Raw genomic sequence first — 26636 nt, 5'->3', positions numbered from 1 at the left:
TCAGGCGCAGTCGAACCGGTAGTCGAACGGGCGCTCCGGGCAGGACGGGCAGACGAAGAGATAGATGCCGCCGACGTCGCCGAGCATGATCCCGGCCGGGTTCTGCACCGCCCGCCACGGGTGGTCGTCGTCGCCGTCGAACGACCAGCCGGCCATCGCGGGCCGATCCTCGACCGGAATCCACCGCTTCTCGTCGCCACGGCTGAACTCCCAGCTCGCGATGGTGAGCAGGTGGGTCATTCCCGTACCGCAGCCGCACACCGGCCAGTCCGGGCTCTGGGTCCAGCCGGGATAGCCACCGACCTTGGTCCCGGACGCCTCCGACAGGTCGTACTCGTACTGCCAGCCGGTCTGCTCCGCCACCCGGCGTACGGCGTCGTCGATCTGCCGCCACACCTCTCGCGGCAGGTCGTGGCTGGGGTATTCGACGACCCGCTCGGGATCGACCGTGCAGGGATCCGGAATCATCGCCGGGTCGGCGTCCTCGTGCGGCGTGGGCATCGTCTCGCGGCGGGCACCGACGTCCGCGCGCCGCCGCCACCGCAGATGCGGCCGGGGCGAATACCACGGTTGGTGGTCGAAAGGGCACCAGAGGAGCTGCAACAGATCGGTCCCGGCGGGAAACGGCAGGTCTGGAACGTCGGCGGCGAAGAGCTGGAGCACCGGTACCAGCGGGCCTTGCGCGGGATCGTCCGGGCCGGCGTCGAGGTGGTCCTCGGGATGCTCGCCACCGCACCCGGGCCACGGTTCGTCGGCGGGCCACAGTAGCGGCCCGCCGACCGAACTCTGCTCGACGCCGGGTGACCCCTTGCGGGGGTGCAGCCGGGTCGCCACCCGCGCGAACGGCACGACCTGCGGAAACACCTCAGCCATCTTGATCGGGCTGGCGATGGTGGTGTGTCGGGCGGCGGTCACGACCGAGGATCGTAGCCGCCGGGACCGACCGTGCGGGGGCTCTGGCCGGGCCGCACGATCACGGCCGGCCCCTGAGGCGTAACGGGGCGCACGCTAACATGTCGAGGATCGGCGATCGGTGCCGTGCCGAGGCTCCGGTCCGCACCCGTCCGCACCGGCTGCCCGTCCCGCCGGCGGCCGTGGCACCGCCCGCCGGAGGTACCTTCTGATGCCCGATGGCACCGACGACCTCGATCCCGGCAGCGCCGAGACGTCGGCCGACCTCGTCGGAATGCTCCGGCAGTTGCGCAACCGGTCGGGGTTGAGTTTTCGGCGGATCGAGCGGGTGGCCCGAGCCGCCGGTGACAACCTGCCGGCGAGCACCCTCGCCACCATGCTGGGCCGCAACACCCTGCCGCGGGAGGAGTTGGTCCGGGCGCTGACCCGGGCCTGTGGGGAATCCCCGGAGTCGGTGGACCGGTGGCTGGCGGCGCGCCGACGTCTCGCGGACGCCGCCGCGACGCCGCCGACGGCCGAACCGGCGCCAGCCGAACCGGCCAAACCGGAGCCGGCCGACCCGCCCGGTCCGGCCGACCGGCGACCCCGCCCCGCCCTGCTGCTGCTGGCCGCCGCGACCGGTGCGGTGGTCGCGATCGCCGCCGTCCTGACCGGCTGGTGGCTGTCGCGACCGGCCGACCGGGACGGCACCGCCCGGCCGGATCCGACCGTGACCAGCCAATCCGCTCCGACCGGCGGCGACCCGGGAACCCAGGTCGCCGGCGGGCAGGGCGCGACCCGGATCCGGGTGGCGCACTCCGGGCTCTGCCTCTCCGAACGCCCGGAACGCGATGACGGACAGGTCTTCCAGGCGGACTGCGCCGTGGCGTTTCCGGTGCGGAGCCTGAGCCCGCCCACCACCGCCGCGGGTGGCGATACCAGGTATCTGATCCTGACCGACCATCCCGAGTTCAAGCTCGGCTGCATGGGCATCCGGGAGGGCAGCCGGAAGGTGGGCGCCCGGGTCGAGGACGACCACTGCGGTCAGGAGGGGGCCGGCGAGGAGTTCCACCTGGACCCGGTCGGGTCGCCCAGCCAGGGCTTCCGGCTCCGTCTCGTGCACAGCGGGCTCTGCGTCACCGTCGACGACGTCGACACCGAGTGGGCCGAAGTGGTCCAGTTGCCCTGCGATCCGGGGCACCCCGGTCAGGTGTTCCTGGTCGAACCGGCACCGCCGGAGAGCCGGCCCGCACCGCTGCCCTGACCCCGAAGCGTCGATCCGCCCGTTCGACCCGTTCGGAACGCATCCGAACAGCCTCGAACGGGGCCAGACCTGGCGTCTCCGGCCGCACCGTCCTTTGCTAACTGAAGCGGACGGGGCGCGGTCGGGGCGGTAGCCCGTGGGCAGGCTCTCCGGCCGTACACCGCGCGGCAGCAGTGGGTGCCGGTCGGCGCGGTGGCGCGATCCGACGGCCACCCCGGGAGGTACCGATGACTTCGATCCTGCTCACCGGCGCGTCCGGGGTGGTCGGTGCCGCGCTGCTGCACCGGCTGGCCGGGCACCGGGTGACCGCCCTGACCTACCGGGCGGAGGTACCCGGCCGGGCGGTACGCGGCGACGTCACCCGGCCCTGGCTCGGCCTGCACCGCAGCCGGTACGCGGAGCTGGCCTCCAGCGTCGACGTGGTACTGCACTGCGCCGGTGTCACCGACTTCACCGCGGACGACGACACGATGCGCACGCAGAACGTCCGGGGCACCGAACAGATCGTCCGGTTCGCCGCCGATGCCGGGGCGAGGCTGGTGTTCTCCTCGACCGCGTTCGTGGCCCGGCACGAGCTGGCCCGGCCGGCCCGGACCGAGGAACCGGGCGGCACGGTGGACCCCCGGCGGTACCTGGCCAGCAAGCTCGCCGCCGAGGAGGTCGTACGCCGCAGCGGCCTGCCGGCCGCGATCGCCCGGATCTCGGTGGTGATCGGCGACTCGGCCGGTGGCGAGACCAGCCGGTTCCAGGGCCTGCACAGCACCACCTCGGCGATCATGCGGAGCCTGCTGCCGGTGCTGCCGTTCAGCCCGGGCGCCACCGTCGATGTGCTGCCCCGGGACCTGGTGGCGGAGGCGCTGGTCGCCCTCGCCCTCCCCCCGACGCCGTCCACCGGGCCGGCCGCCGAGTACTGGATCACGGCGGGGGCCGCGGCGCCGACCGTGCAGCGGCTGGTGGACCTGGTCGTCGCCCGGTGCGGCGAACTCGGCCTGCCGGTGTCGCTGCCCCGGTTCGCGCCGCCGGCCATGGTGGAACGGGTCATCCGGCCGGTCTTCATCGACCCGCTGCCGGCGAAGCAGCGCCGCCGGTTCGCCAACCTGATGGCCCTGGCCAGCCTCTTCGACGGCGCCGGCCCTTTTCCGACCGGGCTGGGCACGATCCCGGGCGGGCCGCCCGCGCCGACCGCCGCCCTGATCGAACGGGCCTTCGTCGCCTCGGTGGACTACCAGGCGCGGACCGAGGGGCTGATAACCGCTGCACAGATTCCGGAGCAAGGAGGTCTCGAGGATGGGAAACCGATGGTGCTGAAGGCGGACCCGGCATGACCGGGCCATACGTGGCGGCTGCTCCCCCGACCGAACACGACGGGATCACCGGCGCCCAGGCGCCGCTGTCGTACGCGCAGCAACTGCTGGCCGCGTTCGCGGTGCACGAGGGCGGCAGCGTGTTCGGCCCGAACTTCGTCAACTGGTGCGCACACTGGCTCACCGGACCGGTCGACGTCGACGTGCTGCGCCAGGCGCTCGACGACGTCGTACGGCGCCAGGGCGCGCTGCGTACCGTCGTGGTGCGCGAGGAGGGCTTTCCGTTCCAGCGGGTACGCCCACCCGCCCCGGTGCCGCTCACCGTGCTCGACCGGCACGAAACCGCGCCGGACGACCGGGACGCGGAGGTAGCCCGGATCACCGCCCGGGCCCTCGCCGAGGGGCAGCCCAGCGACCGGGTACCGCTGCTCGCGGCGTACCTGGCCCGGTTCGGGGACGCCTCGGCACTGGTGCTGGTGATCCACCGTACGGCGGCCGACGGCTGGACGATGCAGCTCGCTATCCGGGACGTGATGGCCGGCTACGAGCGCCGGCTGCGCGGCGAGCCGCCGGACCGCACCCCGCTGCCGCAGTACGTCGAGTGCGCCCTCGCCGACGGCTCGGCCGAGCGGGAGAAGCAGATCCGGGCGGCCCTGCCGTACTGGGAACGGACCCTCGGCGACCTGCCGGTGGTGGGCATCCCGGCCGACCACCCCCGCCCGCTCGACGGCACCGGCGGGGTACGCGCCCTGCACACCTTCGAGCTGTCCGACCGGACGGTGCAGGAGGTACGCCGGGCCGCCCGGGCCGCCCGGACCTCCTTCTTCACGATGCTGCTCACCGCGTACGCGCTCAGCCTCACCTGGCGGACCGGCGGCAGCGAGATCGCGATCCCGGTGCTCGGGGCCGGCCGGAGCCGGCAGCAGTGGGACACCGTCGGCTTCTTCGTCAACGGCCACGTACTGCGGCTCGGCGTGCCCGCCGAGCAGACCCTCGCGACCGTGCTCGCCCGGGCGCACCGGGCGGGGATCGCCGCGCAGACCAACGACGTACCCCTGATCCGGGTGCTGGAGGCGCTGCCGAACATCGCCGCCTCGGCCTTCGACAGCACCACAGTGGTACCGACGCCGATCCAGCTCTGCCAGCCGATCCCGGACTTCGCCGACGACCGTGCGACCGTGCGCTACCAGCGGATGAAGCTGCCGCCCGAGGTGGTCGCGGAGCAGCCGGTGATGCCGGTGGACTTCCTCTGGGTGATGGAGCCGTACACCTCGTTCGTGGTCCGGGTGATGTACAACCCCCGGATGTTCGACGAGGCCAGCGTCGCCCGGCTGGCCGAGGACTTCCAGCGGGCGCTCTGGCTGCTGGTCACCACGCCGCGGATCAGCGTCCGGACCGCCCGCGCCGCGATGGAGGTGGCACGGTGACCGCGACGGTTTCCCGGGACGAGCTGGAGATGGCCTCGGAGTACGTGCCACCGCGCACCGAGTTGGAGCGGCGGCTGATCCGGATGTGGAGCGCCAAGCTGGGTGTGGCGCCGATCGGGGTGCACGACGACTTCTTCGAACTCGGCGGCGACTCGCTGCTCGCCGCCGACCTGCAACTCGACATCGACACCGAACTCGGCGTGGAGGCGACCACCGGCACCCTGTTCCTGCTGCCCACCGTCGCCGCCCTCGCCGAGGCACTCGGCCCGCTGCACGGGAGCGGCGGGCATGGTTGACGAACTGTCCACGATCGACCTGGCGGACCCGGGCCTGCACGCGGACGGCGACCCGCACGCGGTCTGGCGGATCCTCCGGGAACGCAGCCCGGTGCACTGGCAGCCGGTGTCCCGGCCCGGGCTCCCGGCCGACCTCGGCTTCTGGGCGGTGACCCGGTATCCGGACGTGGCCCGGGTACTCGCCGAACACGAGTCGTTCAGCTCCGAGCAGGGCACCCTGCTCAACCTGCTCGGCCGGGGCGACCCGGCCAGCGGCCAGCAACTGGCGGCCACCGACCCGCCCCGGCACGACCGGATGCGGGCCCCGCTGTACCGCGCGATGAACGCCCGACCGGTGGAGGCGCACGCCGGGCGGATCCGGGCCGGCGTGACCGAACTGCTCGCCCCCGGTGCCGGCGGCGAGCAGTTCGACCTGGCCGCCGCGCTGACCGGCCTGCCGCTGGTGGCGATCGGCCCGCTGCTCGGCCTGCCGGCCGGGGACTGGCCGGAGCTGTCCCGGCTGGCGATGATGTGCACCGCCGAGGACGATCCCGACTACCAACTGCCGGCCGGCAGTGCGAGCACGCTCGACCAGGCGCACCGGGCACTCTTCGGCTACTTCTCCGAGGTGGTCCGGCAGCGGACCCGCTCGCCCGGCGACGACCTGGTCAGCCTGCTGCTCGGGATACGGACCGACGGCGAGCGGGCTCGGCCGGGCGCGGTGGTCTCCAACTGCTACAGCCTGCTACTCGGGGCCAGCGTCACGCTGCCGCACGTACCGGCCACCGCGCTGGTCGAGCTGGCCGGCACCGACCGGTACGCCGACTGGGCCGACCGCCCCGACCTGCTCGACCCGGGGGTGGAGGAGGCGCTGCGCTGGGCGTCCCCGGCGAGCCACTTCATGCGGGTCACCCGCCGGCCGGTGTCGCTGCACGGCCGCACTATCCCGGCCGGCGCCGCGGTGGTGGCCTGGCTCGGTGCCGCCAACCGCGATCCGGCGGTCTTCGCCGATCCGGACGCCTTCGACATCCGCCGCCGGCCCAACCGGCACCTCGCGTTCGGCAGCGGCCGGCACTACTGCATCGGTTCGCACCTGGCCCGGCTCACTCTCCGGCTGCTCTTCGCCGAACTGTTCCGGATGTTCCGGTCGGTGGCGGTCGTCGGCGAGCCGGTCCGGGTCCGGTCGACATTCCTGGCGGGGATCAAGCGGCTGCCCGTGGCCGGGCAGCCACGGAGGGAGCGGTGATGACGGCGGTCGAGGAAGCGCCACTGACGTACGCGCTGGAGCTGCTGACCGAGATCGACGGGTGGCTGCCCGGTCAGGTGCTGAATCCGCGGTTCCTGGTGCACGCCGCGTTCGAGGTGGACGGGCCGGTCGAGGTGCCGGTGCTGCGGGCCGCGCTGGACGACGTGGTGGCCCGGCACGGCGCGCTGCGTACCGTGCTGGCCCGGGACACCGACGGGCGGCGGTACCAGCGGGTGCTGCCGCCGATGCCGGCCCGGCTCGCCGTCCGCGACCTGGACCCGGGGACGCCGGCCGCGGAGTTCGTCACCGAGGTCTGCGACCGGGACCACCCCGACGACGCCGCGCCGCTGCTCTGGGCACACCTCGGCCGGCGTGGTCCGCAGCGGGCGCTGCTGGTGCTGGTCGCCCAGCACGTGGCGGCGGACGCCTGGTCGATGACCGTGCTGGCCCGGGACATCGCGGTGGCGTACACCGCCCGGCTGGCCGGGCGGGCGCCGTGGAGCGAGCCGGTCATGCAGTACTCCGCGATCGCCGAGGACGACCGGTCGGCGAAGTGGCAGGCCCGGATCAGGCAGGTACAGCCGTACTGGCGGGAGCGGCTGGCCGGGGCGACCGGGTTGGGCGTACCGGCCGAGACGCCGGGGCGGCCGGGCAGCTCCGGGACGATTGCCACGGTGCACTTCACGGTGGAGGACGAGTTGCGGCGGGCGGTCACCGAGGCGGCACGGCGGGCCCGGACCACCCCGTTCAGCCTGCTGCTCACCGCCTTCACCGCCGCGATGTACCCGCCGGACGGGTCGGATCCGGGTGACGCACTGGTACCGGTGATCACCGCCGGGCGGATCCCGAGCGAGTGGGAGACGGTCGGCTTCCTGCTGAACACGCTGCTGATCCGGGTGGACCGCTCCGGCGGGCCGGACCTGGCCGAGCTGCGCCGACGGGTGGACGGGACCTGCCGGCAGGCGTACGCGAACGACATCCCGCTGCTGACCGTGCTGCGTGCCGTACCCGAGCTGTTCGAGATGCTGCCCCGCCGGGACCGGATCCTGCCGCTCTTCCAGCTCATCCCGCGTACGCCGGTGAAGCCGCCGCCCGACCCGACGGCGCTGGCGCTCACCCCGGTCGCCACCGACCGGCGGGCACCGGCGGTCATCCCCGGGCCACTGCTCTGGACGATGTACTCGGACGACTCGTTGACCGGTCTGGTCGCCTACGACACCGAACTGTTCGGCGAGAGCTGGGTGCGGCAGCGGGCGGCCACCTTCCGGCAGTGCCTGCGGACCCTGGCGGCGGTCCGGTGACGGCTCGGTGGCCGGACCTGACCGGGCCGGAGCTGACGTACCCGGAGCACATCCTCGACCTGCTCGAACCGCGGCTGGCCGGTGCCGGGCCGGCGGTCGTCGACCGGGACGGCGGGCTCGACTATCCGGAGCTGCGCGAGTGGTCCGGCGCGGTCGCGGCGGCGCTGCGGGACCGGGGCGCACGCCGGGACGAGCCGGTGCTGGTGCACACCCGGCTGTCCCGGTGGGCGGTGGTCGGCATGCTCGGGGTGCTCCGGGCCGGCGCCCGGTACGTCGCGGTCGACGCCGCCTTTCCGCTGCGGCGGCAGCATCAGCTCGCCGGGTCCTCCGGTGCCCGGGTGGCGCTGGCGCAGCCCGGCCTGCCGCCGCTGCCGGGCCGGCACGACACGCTCGGGCTGGACGCGCTTCCCACTCCGTCCGCCGGCCCTGCGTCGACGCGCGGAACGCTCGCCTACACCTGTTTCACCAGTGGCTCGACCGGGCGCCCGAAGGGGGTGACGATCTCCACGGCCGCGCTGGCCTACTCCACCGCGGCCCGGCTCGGCTACTACCCGGAGCCGGTGACGGCGTTCCTGCTCTGCTCCTCGATCTCGTTCGACAGCTCGGTCGCCGGGATCTACTGGACGCTGGCCTGCGGCGGCACCCTGGTTGTACCCAGCGACCGCCCCACCGACCTGGTCGCGGTCGGCCAGGCCGCGAGCCGGTACGCCGCCTCGCACCTGCTGATGGTCCCGTCGCTGTACGGCGTCGCGCTGCGCGGCGGGCTGGCCCGGCAGCTCGGCTCGCTGCGTACCGTCATCGTGGCCGGAGAGTCCTGTCCGCCCGAGTTGGTCGCCCGGCACCTGGCGGCGCTGCCGCAGGCCCGCCTCTACAACGAGTACGGCCCGACCGAGTGCACGGTGTGGAGCACCGTGCACGCCTGCCGGCCGGCGGACGCGGAGGGCCGGTCCGTACCGATCGGCGGCCCGATTCCGGGCACCCGGGTCTACGTCTGTGGCGAGGACGGCGGGCCGGTCCCGGCCGGCGAGATCGGCGAGCTGTGTATCGGCGGTCCCGGGCTGGCGGTCTCCCGCGACCCGGACGGCGACCCGGCCGACCGCACCGACGCCGACGACCCGGACGGCGACCGTACCGGCCCTGCCTGCGCCGGCGACCAGGCACCGTTCGGTGTGCTGGGCGGTGAGCGGGTGTACCGGACCGGTGACCTGGTGTCGGTCCGGGCCGACGGTGCACTCGACTTCCACGGCCGGGCCGACTTCCAGCTCAAGCTCGGCGGGGTACGGATGGAGCGCGCCGAGATCGCACACGCGCTGGGTACGGCGGACGGGGTGCGGGCGGCCGGGGTCGGGGTGGTCTCCGATCCGGAGCCCGGCGGCCGGGGCGGGCGGCACCGGCTGGTCGGCTTCGTCGTGCCGGCGGCCGACCCGCTCGACCGGCGACGGCTGCGGGAACACCTGCTCGCGCTCCTACCGGCGGCCGCGCTGCCGGCCCGGATCGAGCTGGTGGCGGCACTGCCCCGGCTGCCGAACGGCAAGATCGACAACACCGAACTGGACCGGCGGGGGCGAGCGCTACTGGCCGGATGAGCGCACCCTCTCGGGAGCGTCCGCGTCCCGGTGCACCGCCGCGCGGTCGGCATGCAGGCTCACTTCGCTGGCATGAGCGGCATCTCGGGAGGGTCCGCGTCCCGGTGCACCGCCGCGCGGTCGGCATGCAGGCTCGCCTCAGTGACAGCGGGGACGCCACCGGGAACCGCGGCCACCACCCTCGCGGAGCCCGGACCGGGTTGCCGCACCGGAGGTGCGGACCCGAGTCAGTGCTGCTTCGCCAGGCTGACGAACGCCCGCCACGCGGCCGGCCCGAAGGTCAGCGTTCCGCCGTCCCGGTCCTTCGTGTCCCTGACCAGCACCCGGCCGGGGAGGTTGTCGGCCACCTCGACGCAGTTCCCGCCGTTCGTGTTGCTGCGGGTCGACTTCCGCCACTTGGGGGTCATAGCTCTTTCACCATCCTCATTAGCAAGTCCCGAGACATGTCCCGGGGTAGTGCTACCGAGCGTATCGCGTCCCAGGCTCGCACCAACGCGGCAACCCGATCCGGGTCGGTGATCACTCGACCCGCTGCCTGGTCTTCGAGGTACGCCACGTCGTTCCCGCCTGGCAGGGACGCCAGGACCAGCGGCCCGGTTTGTCCAACATATAACCCGGCCGATCGCGGTACGACGTGCACGAAGATCAGCGGTTCCATGGACCGCTCGACCAGGCGCTCTAGCTGGTCTTTCATCAGGTCGGCGGGGCCGCGCATCAGCGCCGTCTCGTCCACGATGAACGTGCAGACCGGGGGGCGTTCACGGTTGAACACGGCCGTCTGGCGTTCCAGCCGGAGCGCTAGCTGCTCCTCCGCCTCGTCTCCGTTGAGGAGCCCGGCCCGCAAGAACTTCAGGATCAGTGGAAGATCATTGTTACTCACTATTCCCGATCTTTCCTGCCAGCCGTCCACGCCTGAGTGTTCGGTGCTCCACGCCTCCCATCTTTCGCTGACCGGGGTCGACAGTCCAGGGTGGAGGGCAGACGGAAACGCCATTACAGCGGCCCGCTTCACCATTCCGGGGGCGTGGCCCGCAAGATCCGCCCCGATGGTGGGTCGCCCTTTCCGTCAACGGGGGGCGGTCGCTCGTACGGGACACGGGCGCCGCCCCCTTTCCTGTTGTTTACCGGAACGGGAGGGCAAAAGAATGAGACAGGTACGAGGGAGCAGACTTCGCCATCGTCGGGCCTGGTGGCGCTTGTGGCGCTATTGCTGGTGCGGACACCGATGGATCTGCCCCGATTCGGATCCCGGCGTGTGCTCCTACTACCCCCGGCGGGGTAGTAGGAGCACACGATCGGCGGGTGCCGACACCGCACTCGCCGAGAGTGCGTCAATGACCGGCGCCGAGTTCCGCCGGGCGGTCCGGGTCGCCACGACCGATGTCAGGATTGCCCGGGAAGAACGGGCCGGGCACGAAGAAGCGCCGCCACCGCCGCTCCCGGCACCCCCGCGGCCGGAGGAGTCGCAGCGCCCCTGCGTCGACTTCCCCAACTTCCGCAATGCGGGCCGGTATGACGGGTGGAACGGGCCGACCCGGGCCTACCTGGCCAACGGCCGGGCGGGCGACCTGACCCCAGCCCAGCAGCACCGAGCCCGGCACGCCGAGCGGGTGTAGACCCGTGATCGGGCCATGGGCGCGATGGGAGCGGCATGTCGCCCGACGGCGGGCGCGGGTGCACGAGCGCCAGGCGACCGGGCAGCACCTCCCCACGGACAGGTACGCCTGTCGAGACTGCGAACACGACTGGCCCTGCCACGACGCCCGCCTGGCCCTGCTGATCGGGTTCGACGGTGACCGGGTGGGACTGATGATGTACCTCGCCCGCGCCCTGGAGGCGCTGCCCGACCGGCATCCCGCACTGATCGTCGGCCAGATCATCTACTGGGTTCCGCGCCGACGATGACCAGCTTGCCTCATCACCCAACACCCACCCCGGGCCGCCAGTTCTTCCCCTGTAGCGGTGGCGGCCCGGGGTGGGCCGCTGTCCTGACCGGAACGCCCCGGCCGGGCGCGCTGGTCGAATGGTCCGCCGGGCCGGTCGATTCCACCCCTCACCGATTGGAGTCCACCGTGATCAGTCCGACCGCACCCGACAACCGGGCCAGCGCAGCCGCCCGAAGAGCGGCACCGGCTCTCGCCACCGGACGGTCCGGACCCGGATGGCGGTGCCACCCAGGCCCGGACCGTCCCTCATCGGTTCAGCAGGTGGCGGTCAGGCCGGCCCAGTCGGCGCGGTCGTTGTAGCCGCCGTCGCCCGCGTCGCCGACCACCAGGTCGAGGACCCGTACCCCGGTCAGGTCGACGTCGACCTGGCGCGGGTCGTCCCGGGTCAGCACGCCGCTGTCGTACCGGACCTGGCCGTCGCCGATCACCTGGAAGGTCGCCGTCGCGCCCTCGGGTCCGACGTTGCGGACCGCGTCGTCCAGCCCGACCAGCGCGGAGAGCCGGGTGCATCGGCCACCGAGGTAGTAGCGGACCGTGGAGGGCGAGGCGACGCCGATCCCGGTCGGGTAGACCTGGCCGACCACGCTGATCGGGGAGCCGCCGCCGACGCTGGCGTCGACCGTCGGGCTCATCCAACCGCTGGTGGCGCTGATCCAGTCGTGGTGCGAGAGCACCGCCTCACCTGCCGGCGGCGCCGGGGCGACCGTCAGGGTGCCGACCGTCGCCTGCCGCAACCGGCCGTGCCCGGGCACCTGGTAGGAGGTGGTGGCGGTCAGGCTGGCGGCACCGGGGGCAGCACCGGCCGGCAGGGTCACCGTGAAGCCGAAGGTGCTGCTCAGCCCGGCGGCTAGCAGCGGTACCGTCGACGGGCCCTGCGGCCGGACCGTCCAGCCGGCGGGTGCCGCCAGGGTCACCTGCGGCATCAGCACCGGCAGCAGGCCGTCGTTGCGGACGGCGACCTCGACCCGGGCCTGGTCCCCGCCGGCGGCGACCGGCGCCGAACCGTCCGGCGTGGCGACGCCGCCGACCTGGGTCACCTGCGGCAGGCCGGCGGTGACGTGCGGTACGCCCGGCAGCCCCCGGTGCGTCCCGACCCGGAACAGCGCCGCGCCGTGCGCCGGCACCGCCGCGCTGATCGTGCCGGCGCTCTCGGTGACCTGGTTCGTCCAGGCGTTCTCGACCGCGAACCGGTCGCCGGTCAGGCCGACCGCCTTCGCCGTGGTGGTCAGGGTCTTCGGGCTGTCGCCCCGGTTCAGCAGCACCACCGCCCGGTCACCGTCGGCGAGCCGCTTGACCCAGGTCTCCGTGCTGCCAGCCGGGCCGACCCGGACCGCCTGCACCCCGGCCGGGTCCTGGTTGATCGCCAGCACCTCCGGGTCGGTGAGGATCTCCACGGAGGTCTGGCTGATCTTGCGTACGTCGCTGGCGATCACCAGCGGCGCGGCGGCCACGGTCCAGAGGGTCATCTGGGTCCGGAACTCCTCGTCGGTCATCCCGAGTTCCGGCCCGAGGTAGTCCGGGTCGTTGAAGTGCCCCGGTCCGGCGACCTCCGGATGCCGCGCGTTCGCGTCGAAGTTGCGCAGCACGTCCTTGTACTTGACCTCGCCGACGAAGCCCACGTCGGTGTACGTCCGCCAGGACTGCGCGATCGCCGGAGCGTAGCTCCAGGAGTACGTCGACTGCTGCTCCTCCGGGTAGTTGCCCCAGTCCGGGGAGGTCACCGGGTTGCAGAGGTTGAAGATGATCGGCCGCTTACTGGCGTTGTTGCGCAGCGCGGCGGCGAACTCCGTGTAGACGGTCTTCGGGTCCAGGTCGGCGGCGATCCCGCAGAGGTAGTCCACCTTGACCGCGTCGAACTCCCAGGCGGCGAACTGGTCCGCGTCGCGCTGGTAGTAGCCGTGGCTGCCGAGCCCGCACTTACCCGGGATGTACGGCCCGGCGTCGGTGTAGATGCCGGCCCGCAGCCCCAAGCCATGGATGTAGTCGACCAGCGGCTTCAGCCCGTTGGGGAACCGGGTCCGGTCGGCCTGGAGGTCGCCGGCCGCGGTACGCGGCTCCGGGTCCTGCCAGCCGCCGTCGAGCCAGACGATGTCGTAGCCGGCCGCGGCGAAACCCCGGTCGACCAGGGCGTCGGCAACCTGCTTCACGGACTCCTCGGAGAACTCCCCGCCGAGCCCGTAGTAGGTGTTCCAGCCCTGGTAGGGGGTGGGGCTGAGCACCTGCCCGGCGGCCGGTGCCGCGCCGAGCGGTTCGGCGGCGAGGGGCTGGGCCTGGGCGGGGACGGGTGCGACCAGCAGGCCGCCGGCGAGGGCGAGTACGCCGACGAGCGCATGTCGTCTCACATCGTTTCCTTCACTGTCGGGGAACGGGGGTGGTGGATCAGGCGCGCCGGAGGACGACGAGTTCCGCGTCGTGGTCGGGCGTCCACCGGACCGGCAGACCGACGGTGGTCAGGTGACTGCCGGAGTAGCGCCGTTCGTCGTGTCGGTAGGCGGCGGCCGGGTCGAGACCGGCCAGCGGGAGCCGGACCGGGCGGGACGGCAGCAGGCCGGGGCCGTCGAGCCGGCCGGTGTGCCAGGCGAGGACCACGACCGTCTCCTCGTCGGGCGCGGTGTACTGCACGGCGCAGCGCGGCTGGTCCGGGCCGCCGATCAGGTGCACGGTGCCGTGCGTGACGACGTCCCGGATCTCCTTGTACCGGGCGATCCAGCCGGCCGCCTCGCGGCGCTGCTCCGGCGTCCAGTGCCGGATGTCGGCACCGATGCCGAGCACGCCGGCCATCGCCAGCACGAACCGGAAGGCCAGCGACCGGGGGCGCTGGTCGAACAGCCCGGGCGAGTCGGTCACCCAGGAACTGAGCAGGTGCGGGGCGTTGGCATGCAGGAATCCGTGCTGGATGGCGAGCCGGTCCAGCGGGCCGGTGTTGTCGCTCGGCCAGAAGACGTCGGCCCGGGCCGCCATGCCGAGGTCGGTCCGCGCCCCGCCGCCGGCACAGGCTTCGAGCAGTACGTGCGGGTGGTCGCGGCGCAGCCGCTCGTAGATCCGGTGCAGGTTGGCCACGTGCGCGCCGTCGAGGTCGACCCGCCCGGCCGCACCGGTCGCCGCGGCGAAGCTCCGGCCCGGCTCGGTACGCGGCCGGTTGAAGTCCCACTTCAGATAGCCGATGTCGTACCGCCGGAGCAGCCCGTCCACGGTGGAGTGCACGAACTCGGCCACCTCCGGGCGGCCCAGATCCAGCAGGTACTGGTTGCGGATCGGGGTCAGTGGCCGGCCCTGCACCTGGTAGACCCAGTCCGGGTGTTCGGCGTAGAGCGTCGAGCGCGGGTTGACGCACTCCGGCTCCACCCAGAGCCCGAAGTTCATCCCGAGGCCGCGGATCTCGGTGACGAAGGCGTCGAAGCCGGCCGGGAACTTCGCCGGGTCCGGGGTCCAGTCCCCCAGGCCGGCGGTGTCGTCGTCGCGGCCGACGAACCAGCCGTCGTCGACCACGAAGGTCTCGACGCCGAGGTCCGCGGCGATCCGGGCCAGCGCGAGCTGGTTCTCCGCGTCGACCGCGAAGTAGGTCGCCTCCCACGAGTTGTAGAGCACCGGCCGGGGCGTGAGCCGGTCGGCGGCGAGCCGGCGCTGGTAGTCGTGCCAGACCCGGGCCAGCCCGCCGAGCCCGTCCGGGCTGTAGGCACCGGTGACCGCCGGCAGGGCCAGCCGCGCCCCGGCGGGCAGGTCGAGCGGGCCGTCGACGAGGCGCCGGCCGGCGCGTACCCGGGTCAGCCCGCCGGTGTCCCGGGTCGCGGCGATCTCCCACGAGCCGGTCCAGTCCACCGCCACCGCCCAGGCGGAGCCGTCCGGCTCGGCCTGGTCCCGGACGACGAGCCACGGGACGTACGCGTGCCCCGGTACGCCCTGCGCGCTGCCGATGGTGAACTCGCCGTGCCCGAGGTCGACGTGGTCGAGTTGGAACTCCTGCGCCCACTGCCCCCACTGGTAGCTCAGCCGTGCCCCGTGCGGCGTGGGTACGCAGAAGCCGGCCGAGTCGGCCCGGTGCAGCCGCAGCGGCTCCGGGCCGGTGTTGGTCAGTTCGACCCACCGGCGCAGCACGTCGGTGCCGTCCGGAATCTCGTAGTGCAGGGCGGCGCGCAGCCCGGTGACCGGGTCGGCGAAGGTCACCACCAGCCGGCTCGGGGCACTCTCCGCCCCGACGTAGTCGAAGCCGACCCGACGGTCTCCGCCGGCGGTCTCCACCACCAGGTCGGCCCCGGTGAACGGCCGGGCGGCGTCGGTGGCGTACTCGATCGGCGCGGCGTCCCCGGCGGTGAGGAACGGCACCGGGCCGCCGTATTCCACCGGCGACGGCCCCTCGTTCACCCCGTGCGGCCCCCACGCCACCAGTTCGAGCCAGCGCCCGTGCCCGGGCACCGCCACCGTGTACTCGGTACGCGCGCCGCGCAGCGTCCACCGCCTCGGCTCAGAAGCGTTCACTTGACGGCTCCGATCGCGAGGCCGGACACGAAGTGCCGCTGGAAGCGGAGGAAGACCAGCACGGTCGGCACCGCCGCGATCACCGTGCCGGCGGCGATGACGTTCCACGAGGAGACGAACTGACCCTGTAGGCCCAGCAGGGCCGGGGTGACCGGCATCCGGTCGTCGGTGCGCAGCACCGTGATGGCCCAGAGCAGGTCGTTGAAGATCCAGGTGAAGGAGAGTGCGCCGAGGGCGGCCAGCGCCGGCCGGGTCAGCGGCAGGATCACCCGGGCGAAAATCTGCCCGACTCCGGCGCCGTCGATCAGCGCCGCCTCCTGGATCTCACCCGGCAGGTCGCGCATGAAACCGTGCAGTACAAACGTGTAGAAGCCGAGCCCGAAGCCGACCTGGACCGCGATCAGTGCCCAGAGGGTGTCGTAGAGACCGATCAGCTCGCTGAACTTGTTCACCGGAATGAGCAGGATCTGCGGTGGCAGCAGGTTGCCGGCGAGCATCAGCAGCAGGATGGTGCGCCGGCCGGGGATCCGGAACCGGGCCAGCGCGAAGGCCGCGACCGCGGCCAGCGCCAGGCTGAGCAGTACCGACGGTACGGTCACCAGCAGGCTGTTGACCAGCGCCCGCATCTGGCCGCCGTCGGTCCACGCCTGGCGGTAGGTATCCAGGGTGAACGAGCGCGGCAGGCTGCCCACCCCGTTCGCGGCGATGTCGTCGAAGGAGCGGACCGACATGCTGACGACCCAGAGGATCGGGCCGAGCCAGAGCAGCGCCACCAGGCTCATCCCGAGGTGGAAGCCGCCGGTGCGGAGCTTGCGAATCATCAGTCGTCCTCCCGGAAGGCGCGGACGAGGTAGCCGAGGATGACCGCCAGCGCCAGCACGAAGATCACGACGGCGATCGCCGAGCCGTAGCCGAGCCGCAGGCTCTGGAACGCGGTCGAGTACATGTAGGTGCTGAGCAGCTCCGACGAGTGGTACGGCCCGCCTCGGGTCAGTGCCCAGACGATGTCGAACGAGCGGAGCGAGTCGATCACGATGACCGAGAGCACCACCGCATTGACCCCGCGTAGCTGTGGGATGGTGACATTCCGGAGCCGCTGCCAGCGGTTGGCGCCGTCCATCCGGGCCGCCTCGTGCAGCGCCGGGTCGATGGCCTTGAGACCGGCCAGGTAGAGCACCATGACGTACCCGATCTGTCGCCAGAGTGCGGGCAGGATGACCGCGTAGAGCGCGGTCTGCGGGTCGGCCAGCCAGGGGCGGATCAGGTGTTCCAGGCCGACCGCCTGGAGCACCTGGTCGGCGAGCCCGTCGGGCTGGTAGAAGACCCGCCAGACCAGCCCGGTCACCACCAGCGAGAAGACCACCGGGGTGAAGAGCGCGGCCCGGTAGAAGCCGACGCCGCGCCGCTCCTTCTGCAACAGCAGCGCCATGCCGAACCCGCCGAGGACCGAGAGTCCGCCGAAGAGCACCAGCCAGATCACGGTGTTGAGCAGGGCGCCCCGGAAGACCGAGTCGCCGGCCAGCTCGGCGTAGTTGTCGAGGCCGATGAACTGTGGCGGTTCGAGCCCGTCCCAGCGGGTGAGCGAGAAGTAGAAGCCCTGTAGGGCCGGCCAGAAGACCCAGATGCTCTCCACCGCGAAGGGTACGAGCACGAAGGCCACCAGCAGCGGCGACAGGCGCCGGGCCGGTCGCCGCCGAGACGGCTTCCGGTCCGGTGCCCGCCGCTGCCGGGGGCTCTCGGTCGGGGCGAGTGCGGTCATCAGCCCTTGAAGACCTTTTCCGCGCCCGCCTGCCACTCGCGCAGGATCGCGTCGATCTGGTCTGGCTTGTCGATGAACTTGGTCAGCGCGGTGTCGGCGGTCGGCTGGAGCGCGTCGCTGGAGTCGCGGTTGAAGAACTGGGTCAGCTCCTGCGCGCTCTCCAGCATCGCCTTGCCCTTGGCGACCAGCGGGGAGTCGGCCGGCTTGGCCTTCGGGTTGGCCGGCAGCACGAGCCCGGAGCTGTGCCTGATGTACTCCTCCTGGGCCTCGACCGAGGCCAGGTAGCTCAGCAGTGCCCTGGTGCCGGTCGGGTTACCGGTCTTGGCGCTGGCGAAGAAGCCGTCGGTCGGGCCCTCCTCGGCGACCGGCACCGCCGGGTCGATGATCGGGAACCGGAAGAAGTCAAGGTCGCCGAGGGCGTCCTTCGGGGCGGCGTCGGCGAAGAAGGCGCCGATCAGGAACATCCCGGTCTTGCCCGCCAGCAGCGCGGCGGTGGCCTCCTGGAACGGGTACGCCTTGCCCTTCGGGTCGAAGTACGGCAGCACCTCGCGCCACCGGGTGAAGACCGCCTTCACCTTCGGGTCGTCGAAGCGCTGCTTGCCGGCGAGGAGTTCGCGGTGGAACGGCGCCCCGTTGATCCGGATGTTCAGGTAGTCGAACCAGGCCGACGCCACCCACGGGGTGTCGCCGAGGCCGATGCCGATCGGCGGGACGCCCTTGCCCTTGAGGGTCTCGCAGAGCGCGACGAACTCGGTCCAGGTCTTCGGCTCCTGCACGCCCCACTTCGCGAAGTTGGACTTGCGGTAGAAGAAGCCCCACCAGTAGTTGGTCATCGGCACGAAGACCTTCTTGCCGGAGGCGTCGGTGGAGATGGTGCGCAGCGCCTCGGGGTAGTCGGTCAGCCCCTGCCAGACGTCCGAGACGTCCAGCAGCAGGCCCTTGCTGGCGTAGTCGTTGGCGACCGAGCCCGCGTACCAGGTGTAGAGGTCCGGCGGGTTCGCCGAGGTCAGGTACGTCGGAAGCTGGGTGCGGTAGGTCTCGGCGGCGATGGTGTTCAGCGTCGCGCTGCCCTTGCCCTGCTTGTTGAAGGTCTCGATGATCTTCTCCATCGCGACCTTCGCCTGCGGGGAGGAGAGGTTGGACTGCACGGTGACCGGGCCGTTGCTCCCGCCGCCCCCCGAGGAGGTGCTGGCGGAACTGGCGCAACCGAGCAGGCTGCCGGCGCCGAGCGCGCCGAGGCCGGCGAGCCCGAGGTGGCCGAGGAACCGGCGACGACCGGGGTCGAAGTCGCTCACGGGGAGTATCCCTTCCTCATCGACCCGGGGGCCGGGTCGCGGGTGTATCGCTCAGGTAAACGGTGTGATCCAGAAGGTTGCATCCAGGGGTCGCGCCTGTCAAGATTTCTTCCTAATTAATGTTTTGATCTACGGACGGCGACGGGTGGTGAGCCAGCAAATGCGTCGACTGGACGGCAAGGTTGCCCTGGTCACGGGAGCTTACGGTGGCATCGGTGCGGCCACCGCGCGACGGCTCGCCGCCGAGGGCGCGGCGGTCGGCCTGGTCGACCTCCGGGCACCGGAGCAGGTCGCCGAGGAGATCGCCGCAGCCGGTGGCCGGGCCTGTCCGATCGTCGCCGACGTCTCCGACGAGACCGACTGGGCCGGCGCGACGACCACCCTCCGTGACCGGTTCGGCCCGGTGGACATCCTGGTCAGCAACGCCTACTTCAGCGAGGTCGCCCCGGCGCACGAGACCAGCCGGCAGTCCTGGGACCGGCAGCTCGCGGTGAGCCTCACCGGCACCTTCCTCGGCCTCAAGGCGTGCCTGGCCGACCTGCGCGCCGGCCGGGGCGCCGCCGTCCTCGTCTCCTCCGTGCACGCGATGGTCGGGCTGCCCGGCCACCCGGCGTACGCCGCCGCCAAGGGCGGGCTGGTCGCGCTCGGCCGCCAGCTCGCCGTCGAGTACGGCCCCGAGGTGCGGGTCAACACCGTCCTGCCCGGCCCGATCCTCACCGCCGCCTGGGACAGGGTGTCCGAAGTAGACCGGCAGCGCAGCGTCGCGGAGACTGTGGCCGGCCGGTTCGGCACCCCCGACGAAGTGGCGGCGGCCATCGCCTTCCTCGCCTCGCCGGACGCCGGCTACGTCACCGGCACCACCCTGGTGGTGGACGGCGGTTGGACCGCGGTGAAAGCCTCGGCCTGACACAGACCACCATCGGACGAACGAGAAGGCGCGGAGAGCATTGGCACAGTACGCACGTCGCGGTGTCCACGGTCAGACCGTCGAGGTCATCGCCCGGCGCATCCTCGCCGGTGAGATCGCCGAGGGCGCCACCCTGAACCTGGCCGCACTCCAGCAGGAGCTCGACGTCAGCCTCACCGCGCTGCGCGAGGCGCTCAAGGTCCTCACCGCCAAGGGCATCGTGGACGCCCGGCAGAAGCGGGGCACCTTCGTACGCCCCCGGTCGGACTGGCACCTGCTCGACGGTGACGTGATCCGGTGGCAGTTCGCCGAGGGTGCCGGGCAGCACCTGCTCGACCAACTGCACGAGGTGCGTACCATCGTCGAGCCGGCCGCCGCGCGGCTCGCCGCCGATCGCGCCACCGGCGCCGACCTGGCCGCCCTCGACGAGGCGCTGGCCGAGATGTCCGCCGCCACCGATCCGGTCACCGCCGTCCGCGCCGACCTGGGCTTCCACCGTGCGCTGCTGGCCGCCACCCACAACGAGCTGGTGCAGCGCATGGAGGTGGTGATGGAGACCGGACTGGCCGAACGGGACCGCCTGGTGCACGGTGTGGCACCCGAGGACGACCCGGTGCCCAGCCACCGCGCGGTGGTGGACGCGATCCGGCGCACCGACGCGACCGGCGCCGAGCAGGCCATGCGCGACCTGCTGGACAAGGCCATCCGGGACGTCCAGAAGGTACGCCGGCACCGGGGCGACCGCGAGTGAGCAGCACTGCCCGACGGTGCGCGAGCACGGGCTGAGCCATTACAGAGAGGCGTCTAGTGAAGATCGTCCGAATCGAGACCTTCCTCGTCCCACCCCGGTGGCTCTTCTGCCGGGTGGAGACCGACGAGGGGCTGGTCGGCTGGGGTGAGCCGGTGGTGGAGGGCCGGGCCGAAGTGGTCCGCGCCGCCGTCGAGGTGCTCTCCGAGTATCTGCTCGGGGAGGATCCGCTGCGGATCGAGCAGCACTGGCAGATACTCACCAAGGGCGGCTTCTACCGGGGCGGCCCGGTACTCTCCAGCGCGGTCGCCGGCCTCGACCAGGCACTCTGGGACATCGCCGGCCAGGCGTACGGCGCACCCGTGCACGCGCTGCTCGGCGGTCCGGTCCGGGAGCGGGTCCGGATCTACTCCTGGATCGGCGGCGACGAGCCGGCCGAACTCGCCGACGCCGCCGCCGCGCAGGTCGAGGCCGGCATGACGGCGATCAAGATGAACGCCTTCGGCCTGCTCGCCGCCATCCCCAGCGCCACCGAGGTGGCGGCCGTGGTGCGCCGGGTCGCCGCCGCCCGGGAGGTGCTCGGCGACGACCGGGACATCGCGCTGGACTTCCACGGCCGGGCAAGCCCGGCGGCGGCCCGCCGCGTCCTGCCGGAACTCGCCCCGCTGCGACCGCTCTTCGTGGAGGAACCGGTACTCCCCGAGCACAACCACCAACTCGGCGATCTCGTCAACGCCTCGCCGGTGCCGATCGCGACCGGCGAGCGGCTCTTCGCCCGGCACGAATTCCTGGGGCCGCTGCGCGCGGGCGTGGCGGTGGTGCAGCCCGACCTCTCGCATGCCGGCGGCATCTCCGAGGTACGCCGGATCGCCGCGCTGGCCGAGACGTACGGCGCGGTGCTGGCCCCGCACTGCCCGCTCGGACCGATCTCGCTCGCCGCCAGCCTCCAGGTCGCCTTCGCCACGCCGAACTTCCTGATCCAGGAGCAGAGCATCGGCATCCACTACCACTCCGGCTCGGAACTGCTCGACTACGTGCTGGACCGGGAGCCGTTCCGGTTCGTCGACGGGCACCTGCGCCGGCCGGAGGCGCCCGGGCTCGGCATCACCGTCGACGAGCAGGCCGTTCGCGCCGCCGCCCGGCGGGGGCACGCCTGGCGCAACCCGGTCTGGCGGCACGACGACGGCTCCTTCGCGGAATGGTGAGCCGGGACGAGGCGCGGCGAGCCCGCGCAGTGGGACGAGCAGCCGGCGGGACGGAATGCTGAGCCGGCTGGCCGGGCCCGCACCGGTCGCCGTGCCGCTGCGGGTCACCCTCGACCACCGGCACGGTGGACGGTGGACCAGCCTGGCCGGTGGCGGACGCGAGTGGCTCTGGCGGGGCGGCGCGACCGGCCGGGACCGGGTCGCCCCGGGCGACGCGTTCGTCGACGCGGGCGGCCTGGAGGAGTGCGTGCCGACCGTACGCGGCATCCCGGACCACGGCGACGCCTGGTCCCGCCCCTGGCGGACCACCGGTCCGGGCAGCGCGGTCGTCGACTGTGCCGAGTTCACTCTCGCCCGCCGGGTCACCGGGCAGGCGGGCGCGGTGCTGGCCCGCTACCGACTGGCCGCCGAGCCGGGCTACCGGTTCGTCTGGGCCGCGCACGCCCTGCTCGACCTGTCACCGTCGGCCCGGCTGGTCGCCCCGCCGGGCACCCCCACCCGGCTCTATCCGGAGGCCGCCGACCTGCTGCCGCCCGGGACGTGGCGGACCGGCGACCGGTGGCACACCGGCGCCTGGCCCGACCCGGCCGGATTGCCGCTGGACCGGTTCGGTCCGGACGACGGCACCGCGCTCGGTGCCGTCCTGGTCGGAGCCGACGACGTACGGGTGGTGGACGGCGCCGATCTGCTCCGGCTGCGCCTGCACTGTCCGGACCAGCCCCGCGCCACCGCGCTCTGGCGCAACCTGCGGGGCTGGCCGGCTGCGGCACCGTACCGGAGCATCGGGGTCGAGCCGATGCTCGGCCAGGTCTTCGACCTGGCCGAGGCGGACCTCGACACCACGCCCGGCGGGAACGCCGCGGTGGTACCGGCCAGCGGTGAGGTCGAGTGGGAGTTGGTCCTCACGGCTCACCGCTCGCCCCGCGCCGACCGCTGACGACCTCGAATGAGCCTGTTCAACCTGGACCGCGCGACGCTACGCACCGCGTCCTACCTTGCGGTCTGTCGGCCCGCACGGGGAGGTTGAAAAGGTTCGATGTTCTGGCCGGGTCCGGCGCTCCGGCGGACCCGGCCAGAACAGGTTGTTCAGCTACAGGCGGTGCCATTGAGGGTGAAGCCGCCCGGTGGGGCGCTGTTGCCGTTGTGGCTGGCTTGGAAGCCGATGGTGGTTGAGCCTCCCGGCGGGATGGATGCGTTGTAGCTGACGTTCGTTGCGGTCACCTGACCACTGGCTGGTGAGTACGTGGCGTTCCAGCCGGAGGTGATGGTCTGTCCGGATCCGAGGGTGAATCTCAGCGACCAGCCGTTGATGGCGCTCGTGCCGGTGTTGGTGATGGTGATGGTGCCGGCCAGGCCGGTGTTCCAGGCACTGATCGAATTGGTCACCTGGCAGCCTCCAGCGCCCGTGGGCGGGGTGGTCGGCGGGGTGGTCGGCGGGGTGGTCGGCGGGGTGGTCGGCGGGGTGGTCGGCGGGGTGGTGGCGGCGGGACCCTCGCTGACGGTGATCGTGGAGATGCTCCGCGCAGGGATGTTGACAGTCACCTGTCCGCCGCTCACATTGGCCGGCTGTGACTGCGCGCTCAGGTTCTGTGAAGTGACGGAGTACTCGGCCTTCGAGATGTTCTGCGGGACCTGGACGACGGCATTGTCGACCGCGCTGTTCGAGCGGTTGAGAATCACCAGCGTGACCTTGCCCTCGCCCTGGTAGGCCGTGACCTCCAGCGAAGAGGCTCTTGAGCTCTTCGAGAGGGCGACCCGCTTGTCGCCGGGCCGGACGTGCTTTGAGTACTGTGAAAATGCGTAGCCGCGCTTGAGGACCGCGCCCTTCGTGGTCCCGTACTGCGAATCGCCGTCACCGATGAAGGAGTAGAAGCGGCGGCCGTACCACCAGATGTACGCGCTCCAACCGGACTCCATCGACCGGTGCACGGTCCGCATGATGTCGTCCAGCGTCTCGTTCCAGACAGCCGCGTTGCTGGGATTCCCCCAGATGTTCGAACCGCTCCCGTCGGCCGCGTGCAGGTTCCACTCGGTCATCCACTGGTTCTTGCCGTACTGCGCCGCCAGCGGATAGGGGGACAGGTTTCCACTGTTCTCGGCGTCGTACAGGTGGCCGCCGACATAGCCGATGTTGTTGCGCGCGGTGGCATCCTGCAGCGTGGGGTCGGAGTACGCGCGGTTGAATCTCAAGGATTCGGCAACCATGAGCTTGGTGTCCCTGACCTTGGCGCCCTGGTCCCGGACGAAGTTCCGCAACTCGGTGCCGGTCCAGTCCATCGAATCGTAGTCAGGGTGCCAATCCGGCTCGTTCTGCACCGAGGTCACGTCGATCGTGACGCCCTGGCTCTTCATGTACTGCACGTAACTGTTGAGGTGCTCGGCATAGTCGTCGTAGTAGTCGGTCCTGAGCTTGCCGCCGCCGACCCTGCTGTTGTTCGTCTTGAAGTGGGCGGGGGCGGTCCAGGGCGAAGCAAGAATCTTGACATCGGAGCCGTACGACTTTGCCGTCTGCAGGCTGCTCGCGTACAAGCCCCACTCGCTCGACACCGGCGACACCACGGTCCGAACGATCGACATGCCGAGCTGCCCCTGGCCCATGCCGACGAGCGTCTGGGTCTCGCTGGTCGTCCACGGGCTACCGGAACCACCGAAGATCGGGGTCGCCGCCCCGAACCCATCGATCGTCTGGTACGACGAGGCGGTATTGACGGTGATATCAGGCGTTGCGGCCAACAGAGGCGGGGCGGTCAGGACTCCCGCCACGGTGACCAACGCGGTCGCCGCGGCCACCACCAGAATCGGGGATTTTTTCACGGTTTACTCCACTAGCTCGTGCGGCAACAGCCGGGGCGGTGTCGATGGGCATGGCGCGCTCCTGATCGCCGACAGCTCTCGCTGTCATGGTTGATCCATTCGATACCAATCGCCGTTGAGCCGCCGCGGTGTATATATGGGTTGCGGCAGGTCGAAGTGATATCCGCCAGAGACAATCTGCCGAGTCGCTGGCGTCAGCCGGCGGTGCAGGACCTGATTTGTGGTCGGGCTGAACTGTTGCCGTTCGTCATGGTGGTGAAGCCGAACGTGTTGCCGCTGCCATTGGCGCGTACGGTCATCACGTTTCCGCTGCTGTCCCAGCTGAAGCTGCCGCTCCAGGTGGTCGTGACCCGCTGCGGCGAGGTGATCGCGACAACGACCGTCCAGGTGCTGGCTCCGCTGACGGTCACCGAGGTGTTGTACCGGTCACCCCAGACCGTGCCGGGGGTCATCGACGCGGTGCAGCCGTCTCCGGTCGGCGGGGGCGTGGTCGGCGGCGGAGCGGTCGGTTGTCCGGTCGGCGGCGGGGTGCTGGGCTGACCGGTCGGCGGCGGGGTGCTCGGGCCGTCGGTGAGGGTCGGCGTCTGCCAGTCCCGCCACTGCGCCAGGTTGCCGGCCGCCCGGCTCGAAATCCTCATCGCACCCGGGGCGTTGCCCGTCTTCAACAGGTACTTCTGGATGTGCTGCTGCAACGGGGTCCGCCATTCGGCCCGGTTGGCACAGTGGCTGCCGTCCTGGACGTCGGACCAGTAGGTGATGTTGTCGCCCGCGCCGAGGGCCTGGTAGACCTCCGCTCCGCCCAGCGCCGCGACGCTGGCCGACCGGGGGCCCAGGTTGGCGATGTGCGGGTTGTCCATGATGAACAGCCCGCGCGGGGCGATCATCGCGACGATCTCGTGGGTGTCCACCGGCAGGTTGTTCGGGTTGCTCGTGAACGAGCCGAAGGCGTCGCCGAGCCACGGCTGCTCGCCGTACGCGCTGCTCAGACTCTGCGCACCCTCGCCGGGGATGCCACGGAAGATGGGGACACCGGCGCTGCCGGACTCGATCGGCATCGTCAACGCGATGCGCTGGTCCAGCGCGCCGACCGCGAACGCGCCCTTGCCGAACCGGGAGCAACCCGTGACGCCGATGTCGGTGCGCAGGATGTTGCCGCCGGAGGACTCGATGACGTCGATGATCCGGCTGACCCCCCACGACCAGGCGGCCAGCAGCCCGGTGCTGCTCGTGTTGCCGTAAACGCTGTAGAAAGCGCCCTGCTTGTTGTTCCGGGGCGTACCCTCCCGACCCACCGCGTACGGGTCGTAGTTGATGACCGCCGCGCCGGCGGAGCGGATGGCGGCGGTGTCCGCGCCGAAGCCGCCCAGGACCACGACGGCCGGGAAAGGGCCGGTGCCGCTGGGCAGTTGGACACTGGCCGAGAAGCTGGAACTCCTGCCGTTGTGCGACACGTTCACCGTGATGTTGCTGTTCGACACGGTACCCGTGACACTTGCCGGCTTCGCCGGCTTGTCGCCGTAGACGTAACGCTCGACCAACTCCTTGAGCTGCGCGCGCTGGCACCGCCAGTCGGCCTTGCCGGAGATACGCGTGCCGTCCAGCCTGCGGAACGGGTCGGGCAGCCGGGAGTTCGCGGTCAGCGAACCGGGCAACGAGACCGAACAGTCGGCGCCCTCGTCCTCGACGGGCGAGGCCGCCGCGCGAGCGGGCGTGGTGGTGTGCGCCACGACGGTTGCCGCGGCCCCGACGGCGAGCGCCGCTACCGCCAGCGCGATGGCCGTCGAACGGAACCTGGAGCGACCTGAGCGGACGACCATCTGGCCTCTCCTCTCATCAGGGGTGGTGGGAAGGTGGGCGACCGCATCCGACGGAGCAGAGTGCCCGTTGGCGAGACACATTGGCGTTGGTCGATGTGATCGCCAACATAACCTCACCTTCACGTGCCCGCAACCCTCGCTCCCGGGCCGGCACGGCGGCAAATCTCGGCGGAATCCGTCGCCGCCAACCCGAAAGCGGGCATACCGTCCGAGCGGCGGCGCGGAAGGCGCAAGCGGCGGGCCTGAGGGTGACCAGGCGGCATCGGATGGAAAGCTGAGCGCCTGCCCGGAGGAGGCAGATCGTGAAGTTGTCCAAGAGGCGACGGCGGTTCGACGTGCCACTGTGGCCGTACCACTGAACCCTTTCAACCTCCC

The 26636-nt window shown here is 71.8% G+C and carries 23 protein-coding genes; 13 read left to right on the top strand and 10 right to left on the bottom strand.

Translation table 11 applies throughout. The features are described from left to right. Positions 1-915: a hypothetical protein gene (locus AAH979_RS14185; RefSeq protein WP_346258551.1), complete on the bottom strand. Its 915-nt coding sequence runs from the start codon at positions 913-915 to the stop codon at positions 1-3. Between the two features lie 208 nt (positions 916-1123). Here AAH979_RS14185 and AAH979_RS14180 point away from each other — a divergent pair, with 208 nt between their 5' ends. The 7 genes from AAH979_RS14180 to AAH979_RS14150 all read left to right on the top strand — a co-directional run bounded on the left by AAH979_RS14180 (position 1124) and on the right by AAH979_RS14150 (position 9294). Continuing rightward, a complete protein-coding gene (locus AAH979_RS14180; RefSeq protein ID WP_346258550.1) occupies positions 1124-2155 on the top strand; it encodes a helix-turn-helix domain-containing protein in 1032 nt (343 codons plus the stop codon). 227 nt (positions 2156-2382) lie between these two features. Further along, positions 2383-3480 (top strand): SDR family oxidoreductase, encoded by a 1098-nt coding sequence (locus AAH979_RS14175; RefSeq protein ID WP_346258549.1) that lies wholly within the window; start codon positions 2383-2385, stop codon positions 3478-3480. Then, entirely contained in the window at positions 3477-4886 is a 1410-nt protein-coding gene (locus tag AAH979_RS14170) for a condensation domain-containing protein (protein ID WP_346258548.1), read from the top strand. Before AAH979_RS14175 ends, AAH979_RS14170 begins: the two co-directional genes overlap by 4 nt. After that, the gene (locus tag AAH979_RS14165) at positions 4883-5182 is read left to right on the top strand and encodes a phosphopantetheine-binding protein (protein WP_346258547.1); all 300 of its coding nucleotides are present in this window, start codon (positions 4883-4885) and stop codon (positions 5180-5182) included. Before AAH979_RS14170 ends, AAH979_RS14165 begins: the two co-directional genes overlap by 4 nt. Then, on the top strand, positions 5175-6407 hold the full coding sequence (locus tag AAH979_RS14160) for a cytochrome P450 (RefSeq protein WP_346258546.1): 1233 nt from the start codon (positions 5175-5177) through the stop codon (positions 6405-6407). The genes AAH979_RS14165 and AAH979_RS14160 overlap by 8 nt, the downstream gene beginning before the upstream one ends. Beyond that, entirely contained in the window at positions 6407-7708 is a 1302-nt protein-coding gene (locus tag AAH979_RS14155) for a condensation domain-containing protein (RefSeq protein ID WP_346258545.1), read from the top strand. Before AAH979_RS14160 ends, AAH979_RS14155 begins: the two co-directional genes overlap by 1 nt. After that, positions 7705-9294 (top strand): amino acid adenylation domain-containing protein, encoded by a 1590-nt coding sequence (locus AAH979_RS14150; RefSeq protein WP_346258544.1) that lies wholly within the window; start codon positions 7705-7707, stop codon positions 9292-9294. Before AAH979_RS14155 ends, AAH979_RS14150 begins: the two co-directional genes overlap by 4 nt. A gap of 227 nt (positions 9295-9521) precedes the next feature. On the opposite strand, the gene AAH979_RS14145 is transcribed toward AAH979_RS14150, so the two are convergent. Further along, positions 9522-9701 (bottom strand): DUF397 domain-containing protein, encoded by a 180-nt coding sequence (locus AAH979_RS14145; RefSeq protein ID WP_346258543.1) that lies wholly within the window; start codon positions 9699-9701, stop codon positions 9522-9524. Then, complete coding sequence (locus AAH979_RS14140) at positions 9698-10204, bottom strand: DUF5753 domain-containing protein (protein ID WP_346258542.1); 507 nt, start codon at positions 10202-10204, stop codon at positions 9698-9700. The genes AAH979_RS14145 and AAH979_RS14140 overlap by 4 nt, the downstream gene beginning before the upstream one ends. A gap of 424 nt (positions 10205-10628) precedes the next feature. On the opposite strand from AAH979_RS14140, the gene AAH979_RS14135 reads away from it, so the two are divergent. Together AAH979_RS14135 and AAH979_RS14130 are read left to right on the top strand one after the other, a co-directional pair. Next, complete coding sequence (locus AAH979_RS14135; RefSeq protein WP_346258541.1) at positions 10629-10910, top strand: hypothetical protein; 282 nt, start codon at positions 10629-10631, stop codon at positions 10908-10910. A gap of 4 nt (positions 10911-10914) precedes the next feature. Next, on the top strand, positions 10915-11199 hold the full coding sequence (locus tag AAH979_RS14130; protein WP_346258540.1) for a hypothetical protein: 285 nt from the start codon (positions 10915-10917) through the stop codon (positions 11197-11199). Positions 11200-11494: 295 nt separating this feature from the next. Here the strand turns inward: AAH979_RS14130 and AAH979_RS14125 are convergent, their stop codons facing one another. From AAH979_RS14125 to AAH979_RS14105, 5 genes are read right to left on the bottom strand one after another with little or no spacing between them, the layout of a single operon-like run. Continuing rightward, positions 11495-13582, bottom strand: coding sequence for an NPCBM/NEW2 domain-containing protein (locus tag AAH979_RS14125; RefSeq protein ID WP_346258539.1), 2088 nt, complete (start codon positions 13580-13582; stop codon positions 11495-11497). A gap of 37 nt (positions 13583-13619) precedes the next feature. Next, the gene (locus AAH979_RS14120; RefSeq protein ID WP_346258538.1) at positions 13620-15716 is read right to left on the bottom strand and encodes an alpha-galactosidase; all 2097 of its coding nucleotides are present in this window, start codon (positions 15714-15716) and stop codon (positions 13620-13622) included. After that, a complete protein-coding gene (locus tag AAH979_RS14115) occupies positions 15713-16537 on the bottom strand; it encodes a carbohydrate ABC transporter permease (protein WP_346258537.1) in 825 nt (274 codons plus the stop codon). The genes AAH979_RS14120 and AAH979_RS14115 overlap by 4 nt, the downstream gene beginning before the upstream one ends. After that, positions 16537-17475: a sugar ABC transporter permease gene (locus tag AAH979_RS14110; protein ID WP_346258536.1), complete on the bottom strand. Its 939-nt coding sequence runs from the start codon at positions 17473-17475 to the stop codon at positions 16537-16539. The genes AAH979_RS14115 and AAH979_RS14110 overlap by 1 nt, the downstream gene beginning before the upstream one ends. Then, positions 17475-18770, bottom strand: a complete 1296-nt coding sequence (locus AAH979_RS14105) for an extracellular solute-binding protein (RefSeq protein ID WP_346258535.1) — start codon at positions 18768-18770, stop codon at positions 17475-17477. The genes AAH979_RS14110 and AAH979_RS14105 overlap by 1 nt, the downstream gene beginning before the upstream one ends. A 160-nt stretch (positions 18771-18930) precedes the next feature. On the opposite strand from AAH979_RS14105, the gene AAH979_RS14100 reads away from it, so the two are divergent. The 4 genes from AAH979_RS14100 to AAH979_RS14085 are packed head-to-tail and all read left to right on the top strand — an operon-like array spanning position 18931 to position 22567. Next, positions 18931-19677 (top strand): SDR family NAD(P)-dependent oxidoreductase, encoded by a 747-nt coding sequence (locus AAH979_RS14100; protein WP_346258534.1) that lies wholly within the window; start codon positions 18931-18933, stop codon positions 19675-19677. Between the two features lie 40 nt (positions 19678-19717). Further along, entirely contained in the window at positions 19718-20428 is a 711-nt protein-coding gene (locus AAH979_RS14095; RefSeq protein WP_346258533.1) for an FCD domain-containing protein, read from the top strand. 56 nt (positions 20429-20484) lie between these two features. Beyond that, positions 20485-21630: a galactonate dehydratase gene (gene dgoD, locus AAH979_RS14090; RefSeq protein WP_346258532.1), complete on the top strand. Its 1146-nt coding sequence runs from the start codon at positions 20485-20487 to the stop codon at positions 21628-21630. A gap of 55 nt (positions 21631-21685) precedes the next feature. Beyond that, positions 21686-22567: a hypothetical protein gene (locus tag AAH979_RS14085; protein WP_346258531.1), complete on the top strand. Its 882-nt coding sequence runs from the start codon at positions 21686-21688 to the stop codon at positions 22565-22567. 149 nt (positions 22568-22716) lie between these two features. Here AAH979_RS14085 and AAH979_RS14080 read toward each other — a convergent pair whose 3' ends face one another. Next, positions 22717-24444, bottom strand: a complete 1728-nt coding sequence (locus AAH979_RS14080; protein ID WP_346258530.1) for a cellulose binding domain-containing protein — start codon at positions 24442-24444, stop codon at positions 22717-22719. 194 nt (positions 24445-24638) lie between these two features. Continuing rightward, on the bottom strand, positions 24639-26261 hold the full coding sequence (locus AAH979_RS14075; RefSeq protein ID WP_346258529.1) for a cellulose-binding protein: 1623 nt from the start codon (positions 26259-26261) through the stop codon (positions 24639-24641). Positions 26262-26636: the final 375 nt, after the last annotated feature.

Source organism: Plantactinospora sp. ZYX-F-223 (genome assembly GCF_039649625.1).
Lineage (GTDB): Bacteria > Actinomycetota > Actinomycetes > Mycobacteriales > Micromonosporaceae > Plantactinospora.
The sequence above is the reverse complement of the archived record's forward strand: the minus strand, read 5'-3'. Positions and strand labels throughout refer to the sequence as shown.

Coding starts and splice junctions, on each gene's coding strand:
- AAH979_RS14180 (WP_346258550.1), top strand. CDS start 1,124: ATGCCCGATGGCACCGACGACCTCGATCCCGGCAGCGCCGAGACGTCG.
- AAH979_RS14175 (WP_346258549.1), top strand. CDS start 2,383: ATGACTTCGATCCTGCTCACCGGCGCGTCCGGGGTGGTCGGTGCCGCG.
- AAH979_RS14170 (WP_346258548.1), top strand. CDS start 3,477: ATGACCGGGCCATACGTGGCGGCTGCTCCCCCGACCGAACACGACGGG.
- AAH979_RS14160 (WP_346258546.1), top strand. CDS start 5,175: ATGGTTGACGAACTGTCCACGATCGACCTGGCGGACCCGGGCCTGCAC.
- AAH979_RS14155 (WP_346258545.1), top strand. CDS start 6,407: ATGACGGCGGTCGAGGAAGCGCCACTGACGTACGCGCTGGAGCTGCTG.
- AAH979_RS14145 (WP_346258543.1), bottom strand. CDS start 9,701: ATGACCCCCAAGTGGCGGAAGTCGACCCGCAGCAACACGAACGGCGGG.
- AAH979_RS14135 (WP_346258541.1), top strand. CDS start 10,629: ATGACCGGCGCCGAGTTCCGCCGGGCGGTCCGGGTCGCCACGACCGAT.
- AAH979_RS14115 (WP_346258537.1), bottom strand. CDS start 16,537: ATGATTCGCAAGCTCCGCACCGGCGGCTTCCACCTCGGGATGAGCCTG.
- AAH979_RS14110 (WP_346258536.1), bottom strand. CDS start 17,475: ATGACCGCACTCGCCCCGACCGAGAGCCCCCGGCAGCGGCGGGCACCG.
- AAH979_RS14100 (WP_346258534.1), top strand. CDS start 18,931: ATGCGTCGACTGGACGGCAAGGTTGCCCTGGTCACGGGAGCTTACGGT.
- AAH979_RS14085 (WP_346258531.1), top strand. CDS start 21,686: ATGCTGAGCCGGCTGGCCGGGCCCGCACCGGTCGCCGTGCCGCTGCGG.
- AAH979_RS14075 (WP_346258529.1), bottom strand. CDS start 26,261: ATGGTCGTCCGCTCAGGTCGCTCCAGGTTCCGTTCGACGGCCATCGCG.